The organism is Fusicatenibacter sp. (assembly GCF_977045365.1).
This window is the reverse complement of the sequence record NZ_CDRRUH010000041.1, coordinates 1-14621: the sequence shown is the minus strand read 5'-3', so window position 1 is coordinate 14621 and position 14621 is coordinate 1. Positions and strand designations below refer to the sequence as shown.

19 protein-coding genes are annotated in these 14621 nt (G+C 48.2%); 17 read left to right on the top strand and 2 right to left on the bottom strand.

Annotated features, from left to right (window positions below):
• Positions 1-80 precede the first annotated feature (80 nt).
• The 5 genes from ACY2VW_RS09755 (at position 81) to ACY2VW_RS09735 (ending at position 4469) form a co-directional block, all read left to right on the top strand.
• Positions 81-968 (top strand): sulfide/dihydroorotate dehydrogenase-like FAD/NAD-binding protein, encoded by an 888-nt coding sequence (locus ACY2VW_RS09755; protein ID WP_055217977.1) that lies wholly within the window; start codon positions 81-83, stop codon positions 966-968.
• Positions 968-2362 (top strand): NADPH-dependent glutamate synthase, encoded by a 1395-nt coding sequence (gltA, locus tag ACY2VW_RS09750; protein ID WP_022462566.1) that lies wholly within the window; start codon positions 968-970, stop codon positions 2360-2362. The genes ACY2VW_RS09755 and gltA overlap by 1 nt, the downstream gene beginning before the upstream one ends.
• A 104-nt stretch (positions 2363-2466) precedes the next feature.
• Positions 2467-2946: a 23S rRNA (pseudouridine(1915)-N(3))-methyltransferase RlmH gene (gene rlmH, locus ACY2VW_RS09745; RefSeq protein WP_461877944.1), complete on the top strand. Its 480-nt coding sequence runs from the start codon at positions 2467-2469 to the stop codon at positions 2944-2946.
• A gap of 26 nt (positions 2947-2972) precedes the next feature.
• Positions 2973-3470: a pyridoxamine 5'-phosphate oxidase family protein gene (locus ACY2VW_RS09740; RefSeq protein WP_022462564.1), complete on the top strand. Its 498-nt coding sequence runs from the start codon at positions 2973-2975 to the stop codon at positions 3468-3470.
• Positions 3471-3527: 57 nt separating this feature from the next.
• Positions 3528-4469 carry a GTP-binding protein gene (locus ACY2VW_RS09735; RefSeq protein WP_461877943.1) on the top strand — a complete coding sequence of 314 codons (942 nt, stop codon included), beginning with the start codon at positions 3528-3530 and terminating at the stop codon, positions 4467-4469.
• A 62-nt stretch (positions 4470-4531) separates the two neighbouring features.
• On the opposite strand, the gene ACY2VW_RS09730 is transcribed toward ACY2VW_RS09735, so the two are convergent.
• Positions 4532-4993: a hypothetical protein gene (locus tag ACY2VW_RS09730; RefSeq protein WP_461877942.1), complete on the bottom strand. Its 462-nt coding sequence runs from the start codon at positions 4991-4993 to the stop codon at positions 4532-4534.
• A 171-nt stretch (positions 4994-5164) separates the two neighbouring features.
• On the opposite strand from ACY2VW_RS09730, the gene ACY2VW_RS09725 reads away from it, so the two are divergent.
• Complete coding sequence (locus tag ACY2VW_RS09725) at positions 5165-5860, top strand: DNA alkylation repair protein (RefSeq protein WP_461877941.1); 696 nt, start codon at positions 5165-5167, stop codon at positions 5858-5860.
• 65 nt (positions 5861-5925) lie between these two features.
• Here ACY2VW_RS09725 and ACY2VW_RS09720 read toward each other — a convergent pair whose 3' ends face one another.
• Entirely contained in the window at positions 5926-6204 is a 279-nt protein-coding gene (locus ACY2VW_RS09720) for a type II toxin-antitoxin system HicB family antitoxin (RefSeq protein WP_055228190.1), read from the bottom strand.
• Positions 6205-6369: 165 nt separating this feature from the next.
• Here ACY2VW_RS09720 and ACY2VW_RS09715 point away from each other — a divergent pair, with 165 nt between their 5' ends.
• The 11 genes from ACY2VW_RS09715 to ACY2VW_RS09665 all read left to right on the top strand — a co-directional run bounded on the left by ACY2VW_RS09715 (position 6370) and on the right by ACY2VW_RS09665 (position 14401).
• Positions 6370-7065, top strand: a complete 696-nt coding sequence (locus tag ACY2VW_RS09715) for a YjjG family noncanonical pyrimidine nucleotidase (protein WP_461877940.1) — start codon at positions 6370-6372, stop codon at positions 7063-7065.
• A gap of 7 nt (positions 7066-7072) precedes the next feature.
• Positions 7073-8053, top strand: coding sequence for an alpha/beta fold hydrolase (locus ACY2VW_RS09710; RefSeq protein WP_461877939.1), 981 nt, complete (start codon positions 7073-7075; stop codon positions 8051-8053).
• 21 nt (positions 8054-8074) lie between these two features.
• Positions 8075-8614, top strand: a complete 540-nt coding sequence (locus tag ACY2VW_RS09705; RefSeq protein ID WP_461877938.1) for a DUF2284 domain-containing protein — start codon at positions 8075-8077, stop codon at positions 8612-8614.
• Positions 8615-8684: 70 nt separating this feature from the next.
• Positions 8685-8885 carry a hypothetical protein gene (locus ACY2VW_RS09700; RefSeq protein WP_461877937.1) on the top strand — a complete coding sequence of 67 codons (201 nt, stop codon included), beginning with the start codon at positions 8685-8687 and terminating at the stop codon, positions 8883-8885.
• 128 nt (positions 8886-9013) lie between these two features.
• Positions 9014-9307: a YabP/YqfC family sporulation protein gene (locus ACY2VW_RS09695; RefSeq protein WP_022462556.1), complete on the top strand. Its 294-nt coding sequence runs from the start codon at positions 9014-9016 to the stop codon at positions 9305-9307.
• 45 nt (positions 9308-9352) lie between these two features.
• A complete protein-coding gene (locus ACY2VW_RS09690) occupies positions 9353-10651 on the top strand; it encodes a sporulation protein YqfD (protein WP_461877936.1) in 1299 nt (432 codons plus the stop codon).
• Positions 10638-11669, top strand: a complete 1032-nt coding sequence (locus ACY2VW_RS09685; RefSeq protein ID WP_461877935.1) for a PhoH family protein — start codon at positions 10638-10640, stop codon at positions 11667-11669. Before ACY2VW_RS09690 ends, ACY2VW_RS09685 begins: the two co-directional genes overlap by 14 nt.
• A complete protein-coding gene (gene ybeY / locus ACY2VW_RS09680; protein WP_117805406.1) occupies positions 11666-12169 on the top strand; it encodes an rRNA maturation RNase YbeY in 504 nt (167 codons plus the stop codon). Before ACY2VW_RS09685 ends, ybeY begins: the two co-directional genes overlap by 4 nt.
• 50 nt (positions 12170-12219) lie before the next feature.
• Positions 12220-13374 carry a DUF3048 domain-containing protein gene (locus tag ACY2VW_RS09675; protein ID WP_461877934.1) on the top strand — a complete coding sequence of 385 codons (1155 nt, stop codon included), beginning with the start codon at positions 12220-12222 and terminating at the stop codon, positions 13372-13374.
• A gap of 282 nt (positions 13375-13656) precedes the next feature.
• Positions 13657-13875, top strand: coding sequence for a DUF896 domain-containing protein (locus tag ACY2VW_RS09670; RefSeq protein ID WP_055267865.1), 219 nt, complete (start codon positions 13657-13659; stop codon positions 13873-13875).
• Entirely contained in the window at positions 13853-14401 is a 549-nt protein-coding gene (locus ACY2VW_RS09665) for a 5-formyltetrahydrofolate cyclo-ligase (RefSeq protein ID WP_461877933.1), read from the top strand. The genes ACY2VW_RS09670 and ACY2VW_RS09665 overlap by 23 nt, the downstream gene beginning before the upstream one ends.
• Positions 14402-14621 lie beyond the last annotated feature (220 nt).

Genomic DNA, 14621 nt, shown 5'->3' with positions numbered 1-14621 from the left:
GATAAAGTATTAACATAAAATGCGCGAAAATCCAAGTCGTGCTTTTGTTAAAATATTTCTAACAAGATTAGGAGGATATTATGTACAAGATTCAAGAAGCGGAAATGCTCGCGAATAACATCTACCGTATGGTAGTAGAAGCACCGCGAGTAGCACAGCACTGCCTCCCTGGACAGTTTGTTATTGTCAAGGCAGATGAAGAAGGAGAAAGAATTCCTCTGACCATTTGTGATTACGACAGAGAAGCAGGAACTATCACCATCGTATTCATGCCGATCGGAGAATCTACAAAAAAAATGAAAGATCTCAAAGCGGGAGATGCTTTCATGGATTTCGTAGGACCTCTGGGACAGCCGTCCGAGTTCTGCAGCGAAGATATCGAAGAGCTGAAGAAAAAACGGATCGTATTCGTAGCCGGCGGTGTTGGAACTGCACCGGTTTACCCGCAGTTAAAATGGCTGCATGAGCATGGAATCACTGCTGACGCCATTGTCGGAGCAAAAACAAAAGATCTCGTGATTCTCGAGAAAGAAATGTCTGCTGTCAGCAATCTGTACATAACCACAGACGATGGTTCTTACGTAAGAAAAGGTATGGGTACCGATGTACTCCGCGACCTTGTACAGAACCAGGGCAAACAGTATGATGTCTGTGTTGCCATCGGACCGATGATCATGATGAAATTCGTATGTCTTCTGACAAAAGAACTGAACATCCCGACCGTTGTCAGCATGAACCCGATCATGGTAGACGGAACCGGTATGTGCGGTGCCTGTCGTCTAATGGTAGGCAATGAAGTAAAATTTGCCTGCGTAGACGGACCGGAGTTTGACGGTCATCTGGTAGACTTCGACCTGGCTATGAAACGTCAGCAGATGTACAAGACAGAAGAGGGAAGAGCTCTCTTAAGATACCAGGAAGGCGCAACCCATCACGGTGGATGCGGCCAGTGCGGAGGTGACAAATAATGGCAAAGGGATTAAACAGAGTACCGGTACGTGAGCAGGAGCCGAAGGTACGTGCCACAAATTTTGACGAGGTATGTCTCGGATACAACAAAGACGAAGCAGTAGAAGAAGCACAGCGCTGCTTGGGCTGTAAAAATGCAAAATGTATCACAGGATGCCCGGTTAATATCAACATTCCGGCATTCATTGCACAGGTAAAAGAAGGAAACTTCGAGGAAGCATACAAAATTATCGGTGAGTCCAGTGCACTCCCTGCAGTCTGCGGCCGTGTATGTCCGCAGGAGAGCCAGTGCGAGGGCAAATGTGTCCGCGGAATCAAAGGCGACGCTGTTTCCATCGGTAAACTGGAGCGTTTCGTTGCTGACTGGGCAAAAGAAAACGGTATCAAACCGGTTCCGGCAGCAGAGAAAAACGGTCACAAGATCGCGGTTATCGGTTCCGGCCCTGCAGGTCTTACCTGCGCAGGAGACCTTGCAAAACTTGGCTACGATGTAACCATCTTCGAGGCACTTCACAAAGCCGGCGGTGTATTAAGCTATGGTATTCCGGAGTTCCGTCTTCCGAAAGACAAAGTAGTTGCCGCTGAAATCGAGAACGTAAAATCTCTCGGTGTTAAAATCGAGACCAACGTTATCATCGGAAAATCCGTTACTATTGACGAGCTGTTAAAAGACGAAGGATTTGAAGCTGTATTCATCGGTTCCGGTGCAGGTCTTCCGATGTTCATGGGAATCCCGGGCGAGAACGCAAACGGCGTATTCTCCGCAAACGAGTTCCTGACCAGAAACAACCTGATGAAAGCATTCCGCGATGATTACGATACCCCGATCGCACACGGCAAGAAAGTTGCTGTAGTCGGCGGCGGCAACGTAGCCATGGACGCTGCAAGAACCGCACTTCGTCTCGGCGCAGAGGTACACGTTATCTACCGTCGTTCTGAGGCAGAGCTTCCGGCCCGTGCAGAGGAAGTTCATCATGCAAAAGAGGAAGGTATCATCTTCGACCTTCTGACCAACCCGGTAGAAATTCTGACCGACGACAAAGACTGGGTAACCGGTATCCGCTGCATCCGCATGGAGCTTGGCGAGCCGGACGCTTCCGGAAGAAGAAGACCGGTTGAGATTCCAGGATCTGAGTTCGAAATTGAAGTAGACGAAGTTATCATGTCTCTTGGTACTTCCCCGAACCCGCTGATTTCTTCCACCACCTACGGTCTGGATGTCAACAGAAGAAAATGTATCGTAGCTGAGGAAGAAACCGGAAAGACCAGCAAAGAGGGCGTTTACGCCGGCGGTGACGCTGTAACAGGTGCAGCAACCGTTATCCTTGCTATGGGTGCCGGAAAAGCCGGAGCTAAAGGAATTGATGAGTATATCAAAAGCAAAAATGCATAAGGCATTGCTTTTCTAAACTAAAAGCCATATAGACGCGGACAAAAAGTGATCTATATGGCTTTTGGTGTTTTTGACAGATATCCGAAAGGGTTAAAAAATTTAGAATGAAAATTACAGTATTGACAGTAGGAAAAATCAAAGAAAAATATTTACGGGATGCGATTGCCGAGTATTCCAAACGCCTCAGCCGCTATGCAAAGCTGGAAATTATCGAGGTGGCGGATGAAAAGACACCGGACAACGCGAGTGAAACCGTAGAGACAAATATCAAAACCAAAGAAGCAGAGCGCCTTCTCAAATATATCCGGGATGACGCTTATCTGATTACATTGGAAATTAAGGGAAAACAGCTCACATCCGAGGAGCTGGCCCAGAAAATAGATACGCTCGGCGTGCAGGGAACGAGCCATATTATTTTTGTGATCGGTGGTTCCTTAGGGCTTGGCGAGGAAGTTCTGAAGCGTTCGAACTATGCGCTCAGTTTTTCGAAAATGACATTTCCGCATCAGTTGATGCGGGTTATTCTGCTGGAACAGATTTACCGGAGCTACCGCATTAACTGCGGGGAGCCATATCATAAATAGCTGCGAATAAGAGAGGTGTGATTGCGATGCGTGAAATGCGTTTAAAAAAGCGGGAGATTACAGATCCTGAAATTTTAAGAGAAATTCTGGAAAGCTGCGAGGTTGTGCGGATCGGGGCGATGGATGAGGAAGGCATGTTTATCGTGCCGATGAATTATGGATATGATGTCCGGGAAGAAGATGGAACTCTTCACGTCTGTCTGTACCTGCATGGGGCAAAAGAAGGGCGGAAGGCGGCTGCATTTGCAGCGGATCCGCGCGTGGCGGTGGAGATGGATTACAACCATGAAGTGATTACAGGTGACTATACGTGCGCGTATTCCTATGCGTACCGCAGTATCATGGGAAACGGAACCATCACGGAGGTGACAGATCCGGAGGTAAAGAAGAAAGGCCTGGAAAAAATCATGGCGCATATCGCACCGGAGGCGAAGATCGCTTTTCTGCCGGAGATGGTGGAGCGCGTTGCCGTATGGCGCATAGACATCGATACATTTACCGGCAAAGAGCGCAGACGAAAATAGAGTGTTCGAAGCTCCGCAGGCTGCAGACGGAAAAAGACAGCAGAAAGGACAGCAGAAATGATTAAAATTGATCTGATTACAGGCTTCCTTGGCTCAGGGAAGACGACTTTTTTGAAACAGTACGCAAAGTATCTGATGACACAGGGAAAGAACATCGGCATCCTGGAGAATGATTTTGGGGCAGTCAATGTGGATATGCTGCTTCTGCAGGAACTGCGCGGCGATCAGTGCGAGCTGGAGATGATTTCCGGCGGATGCGACAAAGAGACACACCGCAGACGATTCCGCACGAAACTGATCTCGATGGGCATGAGCGGCTACGACCGCATTCTCGTGGAACCGTCGGGGATTTACGATGTGGATGAGTTCTTTGACACGCTGTATGACGAGCCGCTGAACCGCTGGTATGAGGCGGGAAGCGTCATCACGATTCTGGATGCCGGGCTCGATGAGAAGCTGTCGGAGGAAGAAGAGTATCTGCTGGCTTCCGAGGCGGCGAACGCTGGTAAAATCGTGCTGAGCAAAGTACAGAATGTTTCGGAAGAAAAGAAAGAAGAAACGATTGCCCATCTGAACCGCACGCTCGAGCAGGCAGGCTGCAGAAGACAGTTTTCTGATGCAGAAATTTTACAGAAAAACTGGGATGATCTGACAGAGGATGATTTCAAAATGCTCTCCGAATGCAGTTACCGTTCGGAAGATTACAGGAAGCTGGATTTCGGCGAGCAGCAGACGTTTGATTCACTCTGTTTTCTGGAGCCTAAGATTACAGAGGATGCGCTGAAAAAGGCGGCAGAAGCAATCTTTGCGGATCCGGCGTGCGGAAATGTATTCCGAATCAAGGGAATTGTAAAAACGGGCGAATGTGAGTGGAGCGAAATCAATGCGACGCGGGAACAGATGACATTCCAGGCAGTGCCGGCGAGCCAGGAAGTGCTGATTGTAATCGGCGCGGGGCTTTCGAAAGAGCGGATTAGTGGAATTCTCGGAATTGAGTAAAAAATGGAGCATGACGGAAAGGGGTATTTTCCATCATGCTCCTGCTGGTTGGGCTATAGCAGTTACTGTGAAATGCGCTGCCGTTCTGACATTGTGGGGAACGGAATGATTTTGGAATCCCGTGCATCATCCGGTGCACAAAGAGCAGTCAACGGCTGCGGCTGATTTTCCATGGTCTGGAAGGAGAGAATGCCATCTTTCCATAAAACGACATCATCCGGTGAATGGACGGCAAAATAGCGGTGCAGCACATCGAAAAGAGAGGATGGAACTGCCGCAAGATCGTGCCCGGGATCGCTGGAATATAGAAAGATCCGGCTTCCCGGAAAACGACGGGAATGGATACCGGCAGAGGGAGCGGTAAAATCCGGGTTTTCGGTAAAATATAAGGATCTTTCTGCGGGTCCGGAAAACGGAATAGACAGCGTTGTGGAAACAACTGGCGCTTCTTCTGCAAGGGCTGGCTGCTTCTGAAATTTGCACAGGAATGGGATATTTTGAAAAAATGTATATTTCTTTCTCATAAGACTCACCTTTCAGCCGGAAAAGATCTGGCATTTGGCAGGGTGGATGTTATCGTTTACTTTAATTTTATCTTATCAGAAGTGCAGAAATAACAGGGTTAAACATTTGTAAAAAGCGTGTAAAACATCTTAAAGAGAAAGAAAAGAGAAAGAAAAGAGAGGGGAAATCATATGGAACAGGAAGTAATGCAGGCCATTCGGGCAGAACTGGAAAGCAATATAGATGCAAAATACCGGGAATTTCACAGCTCTCTTGTTCCGGGACAGAACTGTCGGATTCTTGGTGTCCGCATTCCGGTTTCGCGACGGATTGCAAAAGCGACAGCAAGAGACCACTATGAAGTTTATACCGAACAGTTTAATCCGGAAGTCTACGAGGAACTTCTGATCCGCGGAATGATGATCGGCTACGGAAAGCTGACCCGTGAAGAACAGACGGCAGAACTGGACCGCTTCGTGCCGATGATCAACAGCTGGGGAATCTGTGACAGCTCCTGTGCAACGTACCATTTTATGAAGAAAGACCAGGAGTATTGGTATGGATATCTGCAGAAATGGCTGAAAAGCAGCCGGGAATATGAAATCCGGTTTGGTGTTGTGTGTCTGCTGGACTTTTTTATCAACGAAGCGTATATCGATGCTGTGCTGGAGGAGATGAAAAAGATTCATCACGATGGCTATTACGTAAAAATGGCCGTCGCCTGGGCGGTATCGATCTGTTATATTCATTTTCCGGAAAAGACACAGAAACTGCTGAAAGAAAACAGTCTCGATGACTGGACACATAACAAAACAATTCAGAAAATCAGAGAGTCGCTGCGGATCAGCAAAGAAGAAAAAGAGATGCTGAAAACCTGGAAGAGATAAAAAGAAAACCGTATCGCCGCGTTTCGAATATCGCAGCAATACGGTTTTCTTTCTCTTTTTTGAACTTATTCGTCCCATCCCTCAAAAAGCCGGATGTTGACGGCAATATTTCTTGCAATTTCACCTTCGCTTTTCCCGAGATCTGCCACATCCGATACCGGCGGAAAATCAGGTTCTTCTTCCGTCAGTTCCAGAGAGATCCAGTCATAGGCGGAGTGAATGGCATCTTCCAGCGCCTCGTCGAGGGTATCCCCTTTTGCATAGCAGCAGGCGAGATCTGGAAAATAACCTTCGTAGGTTCCCTGTTCGGTTTTATGAAAAACGGCTGGATAAGTAAATTTCATAGTGTTTCTTCCTTCCTTTTCTTTTTCACAGAAATTCTTTTTTATCGTAGCACTTTTTCTCAAAAGATACAATGCCTAAAATACAATTGATCGTATTTGTAATCTATGCTAGAATGAAAAACAGATAATTGGAAAATACAAATGAAACCAAGGGAGGATTTCTCTTTGATAAAAGTAATTTTATGGGACATCGACGGAACACTTCTGAATTTTAAGATGTCGGAACGGTATGCAATTGATTACTGTTTCAACAAGTTTCATATGGGAACCTGCACAGACGAAATGCTGCAGCGCTACAGTGTGATCAACCGCGGCTACTGGGAGCGGCTGGAGACGGGAGAGCTTACGAGAGAACAGGTGATGCTTGGACGGTTCCATGAATTTTTTGAATCGGAAGGGCTTCCGACGGATCAGGTAAAAGATTTCAATGATGAATACCAGATCCGCCTCGGTGATAAGGCTTTCTTCTGCGACCACGGAGATGAACTGGTAAAACAGCTGAAATCTGCCGTAAAACAGTATGCAGTAACAAATGGAACCACTGTTGCACAGGAGCGCAAACTCCGTCTTTCCGGACTTGACCAGCTTCTGGACGGTGTTTTTATCTCGGAGCAGGTCGGTGTGGACAAGCCGCAGAAGGCTTTTTTTGATGCGGTGTGGAACGAAATCGGAAGTTACGCACCGGATGAGGTTGTGATCGTCGGCGACTCCCTCACAAGTGATATCCGCGGTGGAAAAAATGCAGGAATCCTGACCTGCTGGTACAACCCGGATCATCTTCCGAACAAAATCGGAGTGACCCCGGACTGCACCATTGACAACCTTCAGGATATCCTTTCGTATCTGGATGAAAGCAGGTGATTTGCTAATGAGAACACGCGTATTACAGGAAAAAAATTATGCGGAGCGGATGCAGAATGGTGTGGAGCCGTATCTCGCCGCTCATGCAGAAGAATTTTACTGGGAAAGGGAGAGCAGTCATCCGATTCATGTTCTTCGTTACCGTGCGTTCCGCCCGAGAGGTGTTGTTGTAATCTCACACGGTTTTACGGAAAATGCAGAGAAATATAAAGAGATCGTGTATTATTTTATCAAAGAGCATTTTCATGTTTATCTGCCGGAACACTGCGGCCACGGAAAGAGCTACCGTCTGGTGGATGATCCGTCGCTTGTTTATGTCGATTCCTACCATCGTTATGTAGAAGATCTGCTCTTTGTTGCACGAAAAGCAAAAGCAGAGGCATGCGGTCTTCCGCTCGTTCTCTATTCTCACTCGATGGGCGGAGGAATCGCAGCAGCAGCGGCCGCCAAAGCGCCGCATCTGTTCCGGAAAGTGGTCTTGAGTTCGCCGATGATCCGTCCGCTGACCGGAAAAGTGCCGTTCGCCGATGCAAAACGGATCGCAGCTTTTGCCTATGCCACAGAACGAGGCACACAGTATGTGGTAGGACAGAAACCATACCAGGGAATCGAAAGCTTTAAACAAAGTTCGTCCCTCTCCCGTCCGCGCTTTCTCTATTACCAGCAGAAGCGGGAAAAAGAGCCGCTGTATCACCTAAATGCCGCTTCTTACGGATGGCTCCATGCCGCCGCACATCTGTACCGCGATCTGATGCGGAGCGGATGGAAACGGATCGAGGCTCCTGTCCTTTTATTTCAGGCGGAGAACGATCATCTTGTGTCCAACCGTGCCCAGGAGCGGATGATCCGGAAAATGGCAGAACGCCGTCCCGGTATGGCAAAAATGGTAAAAGTACCGGGCGCAAAGCATGAATTGTTTGGAACCAGAGGGCGCATGCTCCAGACGTACTGGAATATGGTATTTGCTTTTCTGGAAAAAGATCTGTAACAAAAGAGAAGGGATGACAAAATGACACAGACAGAAATCGAAGAATATATTACCCAGTTTCCTATCTATCAGTATGCATTTGTAAAACCGGAGGACATCGAATTCAATGACCGGGTCCGCCAGATCTGCAAAAAGGAGTGCTCCCGCTACGGAGCCTCCTGGTCCTGCCCGCCGGCGGTCGGCACTGTCGAGGTATGTAAGGAGCGCTGCATGAACTACGATCATGTGCTGTTCTTCTCCAGCATCGCAGAAGTGGACAATATCATGGATATGGATGAGACATTAAAAACAAAATCGGAGCACGAAAAAATCACACGCGAAATCGAACAGCATTTGAAAGATAAAACGCTGCTCACGTTCGCACTCTCCTCCGATTCCTGTCAGCTCTGCGAAAAATGTACCTATCCGAGAGGCGGCTGCCGCCATCTTGAGCTGATGCATCCGTGCATCGAGAGCCATGGCATTGTTGTTGCAAACCTGATTGAAAAAAATATGATGGATTATTACCTCGGCGAGCATATGGTCGTATGGTTCAGCATGATTTTCTATAAAGAATCGTAATCTGCGATGTAATTTTCCATTCTTTCAAGCGTATTTACAGTAGAGGATTTCGCTGTAAAAACAGCCGGCAGTGACTGCCGAAGAACCGCAGGTAACGGAAGCACCGCAGGAATCGGATCTGTATGGCGGACAGCTCGTCTGGATTTCAGAGACCGGATCGAAGTACCATAACAAAAATAACTGCGGCAGAATGAATCCGGATCGGGCATATCAGATGACGAGAGAAAATGCAGAAGCCCAGGGGTATGAACCCTGCAAAAAATGTTTTTAAAAGGGAAATGAAACCCCGCAGCCTGATCGGGCAGGAAACCCTAGCGGCTGCAGGGTATTTTTGTGCTTTTTTCTGCATAAAATAGCGATAGAATAAAAAGCAGACCCGCAAAGCGGAGGAGGTTTTGGATGCGAAAAAAGAAAAAGCAGAAAAAATCGCTCCATCCGCCGGGCGGGGAGCTGCTTTCGGCGATGCAGGTTCCTTCGGATCTTGCCTTTGGCGAGCCGGTTGTGACGTTTTACGGCGGGAGAGAAGTGCAGATTGAAAATTACCGCAGGATTCTGGAATATAATGCGTGCCGCCTCTGCGTGCTTACACAATATGGCAGGCTGCTCCTTGTGGGAGAGGGAATCCGGATTGTTTCGTATTCCGGGGAGGAGATGCGGGTGGAAGGGAGAATCGATCAGGTGACGTTTCAATAAGTGTAATGATTCCAATCATTCCAATGTTGAAAAGGGGGTGTGCGTTTGCAGAGGGGAAAGGCTTTCTGGAAAGGCAGTGTGCGGATTCGTGTGATGGGCCGTGAACCGGAGCGTTTTTTCAATCTGTGCGGGCACCATAACATCACACTGTGGGACGTGACAGAACACCAGGGCTGTTTTGAGATGAGCCTTCTGCCGGAAGATTTTTTCCGCCTCCTGCCGATCCGCCGCAAGAGCGGTGTGCGCATCCGAATACAGAAAAAACAGGGACTGCCTTTCTTTTACCGGCGAAGTTTAAAAAGAAAGGCATTTTTTATTGGCATTTTTCTCTGCCTGGCGGGACTTTACACGCTGTCGCAGTTCATCTGGAATATTCATGTGGAAGGAAATTACGCGAACAGTACGCAGACGATCTTAAACAGCCTTGACGCGGCCGGGATTCATCATGGAAGCTGGAAAAAACGTGTGGACTGCAGCCAGACCGCATCGTATCTGCGGGAGCAGTTTCCGAATCTGACCTGGGTGTCCGCAAAAATAGAAGGGACGCAGCTTGTCCTTGCGGTAAAAGAAAACGTAGACGGCTATGTGATCGAAGAAAAAGCAGATGATCCGCAGAATCTTGTGGCGAAAAAAGAAGGGACGGTCGTGCGTATTATCACACGGAACGGCATTCCGCAGGTGCTCCCCGGTGATACATGTCAGGCGGGAGACATTCTTGTAAAGGGCGAGATTCCGCTTATGAATGACAGTGGGGAAACGTATGATTATTCTTATGTTCACGCAGACGCGGATATTGACCTTGAGACGACGTGGTACTATTATGATACCTTTCCGCTTTCCCATACGGTACGGACATATCAGAAAGCAGAGAAAAAAACGCCGGTATTCCAGATTTCTGCTTACCGATTTTTCCTTGGAAATCTGCTGCCGGAGAATTTTGTGGAGAGTTTGCGGAGCATGACCGGAACGGCGGATCAGAAAACAGAGAAAAGGGAAAATGGAGCAGACGAGGAAGTGTCCCTTCAGCAGCTCTATCTGACAGAAAACTTTGCCCTTCCGTTTTATTTCGGCTACCGCCGGAAATTTCCGTTTGAAGTTCAGAAAGAAACCTACTCAGAACACGAGGCAAAAGAAAAAGCCTCGCAGAATTTTCAGAAATTCCGCAGAAATTTATCAGAAAAAGGACTTCAAATATCGGAGAATCATGTTACAATAGAACTTAACGATACGTCATGTATCACAAAAGGGACACTTCGCGTGATAGAACGGGCCGTAGAAGCACAGCCCTGCGAAATGCAGAAGATGTCGGATGGAAAGGAAACAATGGTAGATGAACAGCAATAACAACATGATAGAACTGCAGATGGAACTGCCCATCGAACATGAAAAGAAAGTATTCGGCCAGTTTGATGAACACATCAAAATTCTGGAAAGATCCCTGGCGGTTACGCTGATCTCCCGGGACGGTGTTTTAAAAATTGTAGGCCCGGCATCGAATGCAGCGCGCGCAAAGGAATGTCTGACACAGCTTCTGGAGCTCTCACGCCGCGGAAATGATATCACCACACAGAACGTCAATTATGCAATCTCACTTGTTATGGAGGACAGCGGAAGCAGCCTTGCGGAAATCGACAGTGATTGCATCTGCCACACGGTCGCAGGCCGTCCGGTCAAACCGAAAACACTCGGTCAGAAAGCGTACGTGGATGCGATTCGGGAAAAGATGATCGTCTTCGGCGTCGGCCCTGCCGGAACCGGAAAAACATACCTTGCAATGGCGATGGCGATCACCGCGTTCCGAAACGATGAAGTAGGACGTATTATCCTGACGCGTCCGGCGATTGAGGCGGGTGAAAAACTCGGTTTCCTGCCGGGAGATCTGCAGAGCAAAATTGACCCGTATCTGCGGCCGCTCTACGACGCGTTGTATCAGATCATGGGAGCAGAGAGTTTCCAGAAAAACATGGAAAAAGGCCTGATCGAGGTCGCACCGCTCGCGTATATGCGAGGCCGTACACTCGACAATGCGTTTATTATCCTCGATGAGGCACAGAATACGACACCGGCGCAGATGAAAATGTTCCTGACCCGTATCGGTTTTGGATCAAAAGTCATTGTTACCGGAGATGCCTCCCAGAAGGACCTTCCTTCCGGTACACGCTCCGGCCTTGATGTGGCGATGCAGGTACTGAAAAGAGTAGACGGAATTTCCTTCTGCGAGCTGACGAGCAAGGATGTTGTCCGTCATCCGCTGGTGCAGAAGATTGTACAGGCTTACGATGAATATGAAAAGAAAGCAAAGCCGGAAAATCATAACGGCAGAGCAAAAAGTACGACGAGAAAACGGAGGGAAAATAAATGACATTGACGTTTGAAAATGAACAGGATTTTGACCTTGGATTTGATCCGGAAGAGGTTGCAGCAGCGGTAATCAATGGTGTGCTGGATCAGGAAGCGTGCCCGTATGAGGCAGAAGTAGAACTGATTCTGACCGATCCGGAAAATATCCGCACCATGAACCGGGAACACAGAAACATTGACCGGGAGACAGACGTGCTTTCTTTCCCGATGGTAGATTATCCTTCTCCGGCTTCGTTCGATTTTCTGGAGACGGAAGAGGGAGATGACTGCTTTAACCCGGACAGCGGTGAGCTGATGCTGGGTGATATCGTAATTTCTGTTGCGCGCGCAAGAGCGCAGGCGGAGGAATACGGTCATTCTTTAAAACGCGAATTTGCTTTTCTTGTTGCACACAGTATGCTGCATCTTCTGGGTTATGATCATATGACACCGGAGGAAGCAGCCGTGATGGAGGCAAAGCAGGAAGAGGTGCTGCAGCGTCTCGGTATCACAAGAGACTGATTGAGAGCAGAAAAGGAGGGGTCTTTATCAAAAAGAGAGGGTTTTACACATTGGGGATTGCTCTGCTGGGAAGCATGATGCTGTTCGGCTGCCGGAAAATTGGGGAAACGGCACCGGAAACTGCATCGGCAGGAACTTCTTATGTCTCAGAAGAGACAGCAGGGGAAAGCAAGACAGAAACGAAAGCTGCGGAACCACCGGCCCCGACCGAAGATCCGGCACCGGAGCCGCTGGTTCCGGAAGCGATTGAGCCGACACCCGCGGAGGATGCGCTGCCGGAAGGTATGGTGAAAAGTTATCTGACAGGAGAACCTGTCGCCGAAGTACAGGGAAGAAGGCGCCCGGTGGCGGTTATGCTGAGCAATATCATCAGCGCCTGCCCGCAGAGCGGTATTAGCCGTGCGGGAGTGATCTATGAAGCGCCGGTCGAAGGCGGCATTACGCGCCTGATGGGGCTGTTTGAAAATTATGATGATCTCGAAAAGATCGGATCGGTGCGGAGCTGCCGCGAATATTATGTGTATCTGGCAGCGGGATTTGACGCTCTGTATTACCACTATGGACAGGCGGCGTATGCGATTCCGCTGCTCGAATCGGATCACATAGACAATGTGAACGGCATGGAGTATTCGGAACAGGTGTATTACCGGACGTCGGATCGTCCGTCGCCGCACAATGCGTATTTGGATGCGGCCGGGATTGCAGCGGGAATCGATCTCTGCGGCTACCGGACATCTTACAAAGACGGTTATGACGGATTTTTCCAGTTTGCATCCGAGACAGAACCGGAAACGCTGGAACAGGGACGAAATGCCGCCTATGTGGCACCGGGCGGATATTTCCACAATAATCCATGGTTTTCGTACGATGAGGCGAGCGGCACGTATTTGCGTTATCAGTTCGGGGAACCGCAGATCGATGAGATGACACAGGAACAGCTTGCGGTGAAGAACATTATCGTGCAGTACTGTTCCTGGAAAAAGTATGATGACAATGCGGAATATCTCGATATCGATGTGGTAAACGGCGGAACGGGAACGTATATCACAAACGGAAAGGCCATCGACGTGACATGGAGCAAGGATGATCCGTGGGGCGTCACAAAGTACCGGGACAGCAATGGAGAGGAGATTAAACTGAATCCTGGAAAAACATGGGTTCTGATTGTTTTGGATAATTATGCAGATGAGACTGAAATCCGGTGATAAAGCTGGATTTCAGGATTTTTCTCAGATCGGCTGGACAGATCCTGTGTTTTGCGGTAAGATAAAGAGAAAATCCGGTCATTTAACCGAATCAAGCGAGTCCCTCGCTTCTAAAGCGGTGGGATGAATTGTTAAAAGAAACATAACGGCAGTGGCAGGCGGAGAGAAATCGGTATCCTCCACTGACATGAGGCGAGTCACAGTCGAACTATTTTCGACATGTCAGACTCCGTGAAAATACCGACTGTGAGTTGAAACAAACAAAGGAGAAAAATACAGAAAATGGAAATTAATATACAGAGAATCAACGAACTTGCCCGCAAGGCGAAAGCAGAAGGGCTGACACCGGCGGAGAAAGAGGAGCAGCAGAAGCTTCGGAGAGAATACATTGCAGCCGTAAAAATGAACCTCCGTACCCAGCTCGACAATATTGATGTGCAGGAGAAAGACGGAACAATTGTAAATCTGGGGGAGCGTTATGGAAGCAAAAGGAAACATTAGAAAAGAAGTTTTTGCCCGAAGAAGAGCAGCCACACAGGAAGAAATCCAGGAAAAGAGCCGTATGATTTATGAAAAAATCACGGCTCTGCCGGAATTTCTGGATGCGGACTGCTTTTTTGCGTATATGGATTTTAAGAAAGAAGTCATGACGCGGGATCTGATCGAAAAAGCGCTGGAAATGGGAAAGACGGTTGCTGTGCCGCGCGTGGAAGGCGACGATATGGTTTATTATGAGATCAAAGATTTCTCCACGCTGAAATCCGGCTATTTTGGCATTATGGAGCCGGACGGCGGAAAGGTCTGCACGCGGGAAGAGGGCTTTTTGCTGGTACCCGGCGTGGCCTTTGATCCGGCGCGCCACAGAGTCGGATATGGAAAAGGATTTTATGACCGCTTTCTTGCCGCACATCCAGGGTTTACAACGGTTGCGGCGGCGTTTGAGTTTCAGCTGTTTGACGCGGTGCCGTTCGAGGAGACGGACATTCTGCCGCAGATGCTGGTGACAGAACAGAAAATTTACTGTTAAGCCAATCACGATAAGACAACACGAGGACTAATTGTTAAGTAACCAAAAACATAGAAATATGTTTATAAATATAGATAAAAGTGGACATACGAAATCTCTTATCTATAGATTAACAATAGGTCTCAAGCCTAAGTGACTGCTACTGTCGAAAGACATGTTGCAGATAGGAACTATGTTAAGTAGTAAGGTAAAGACACACCTTTAGATGTAATCTTCAGTC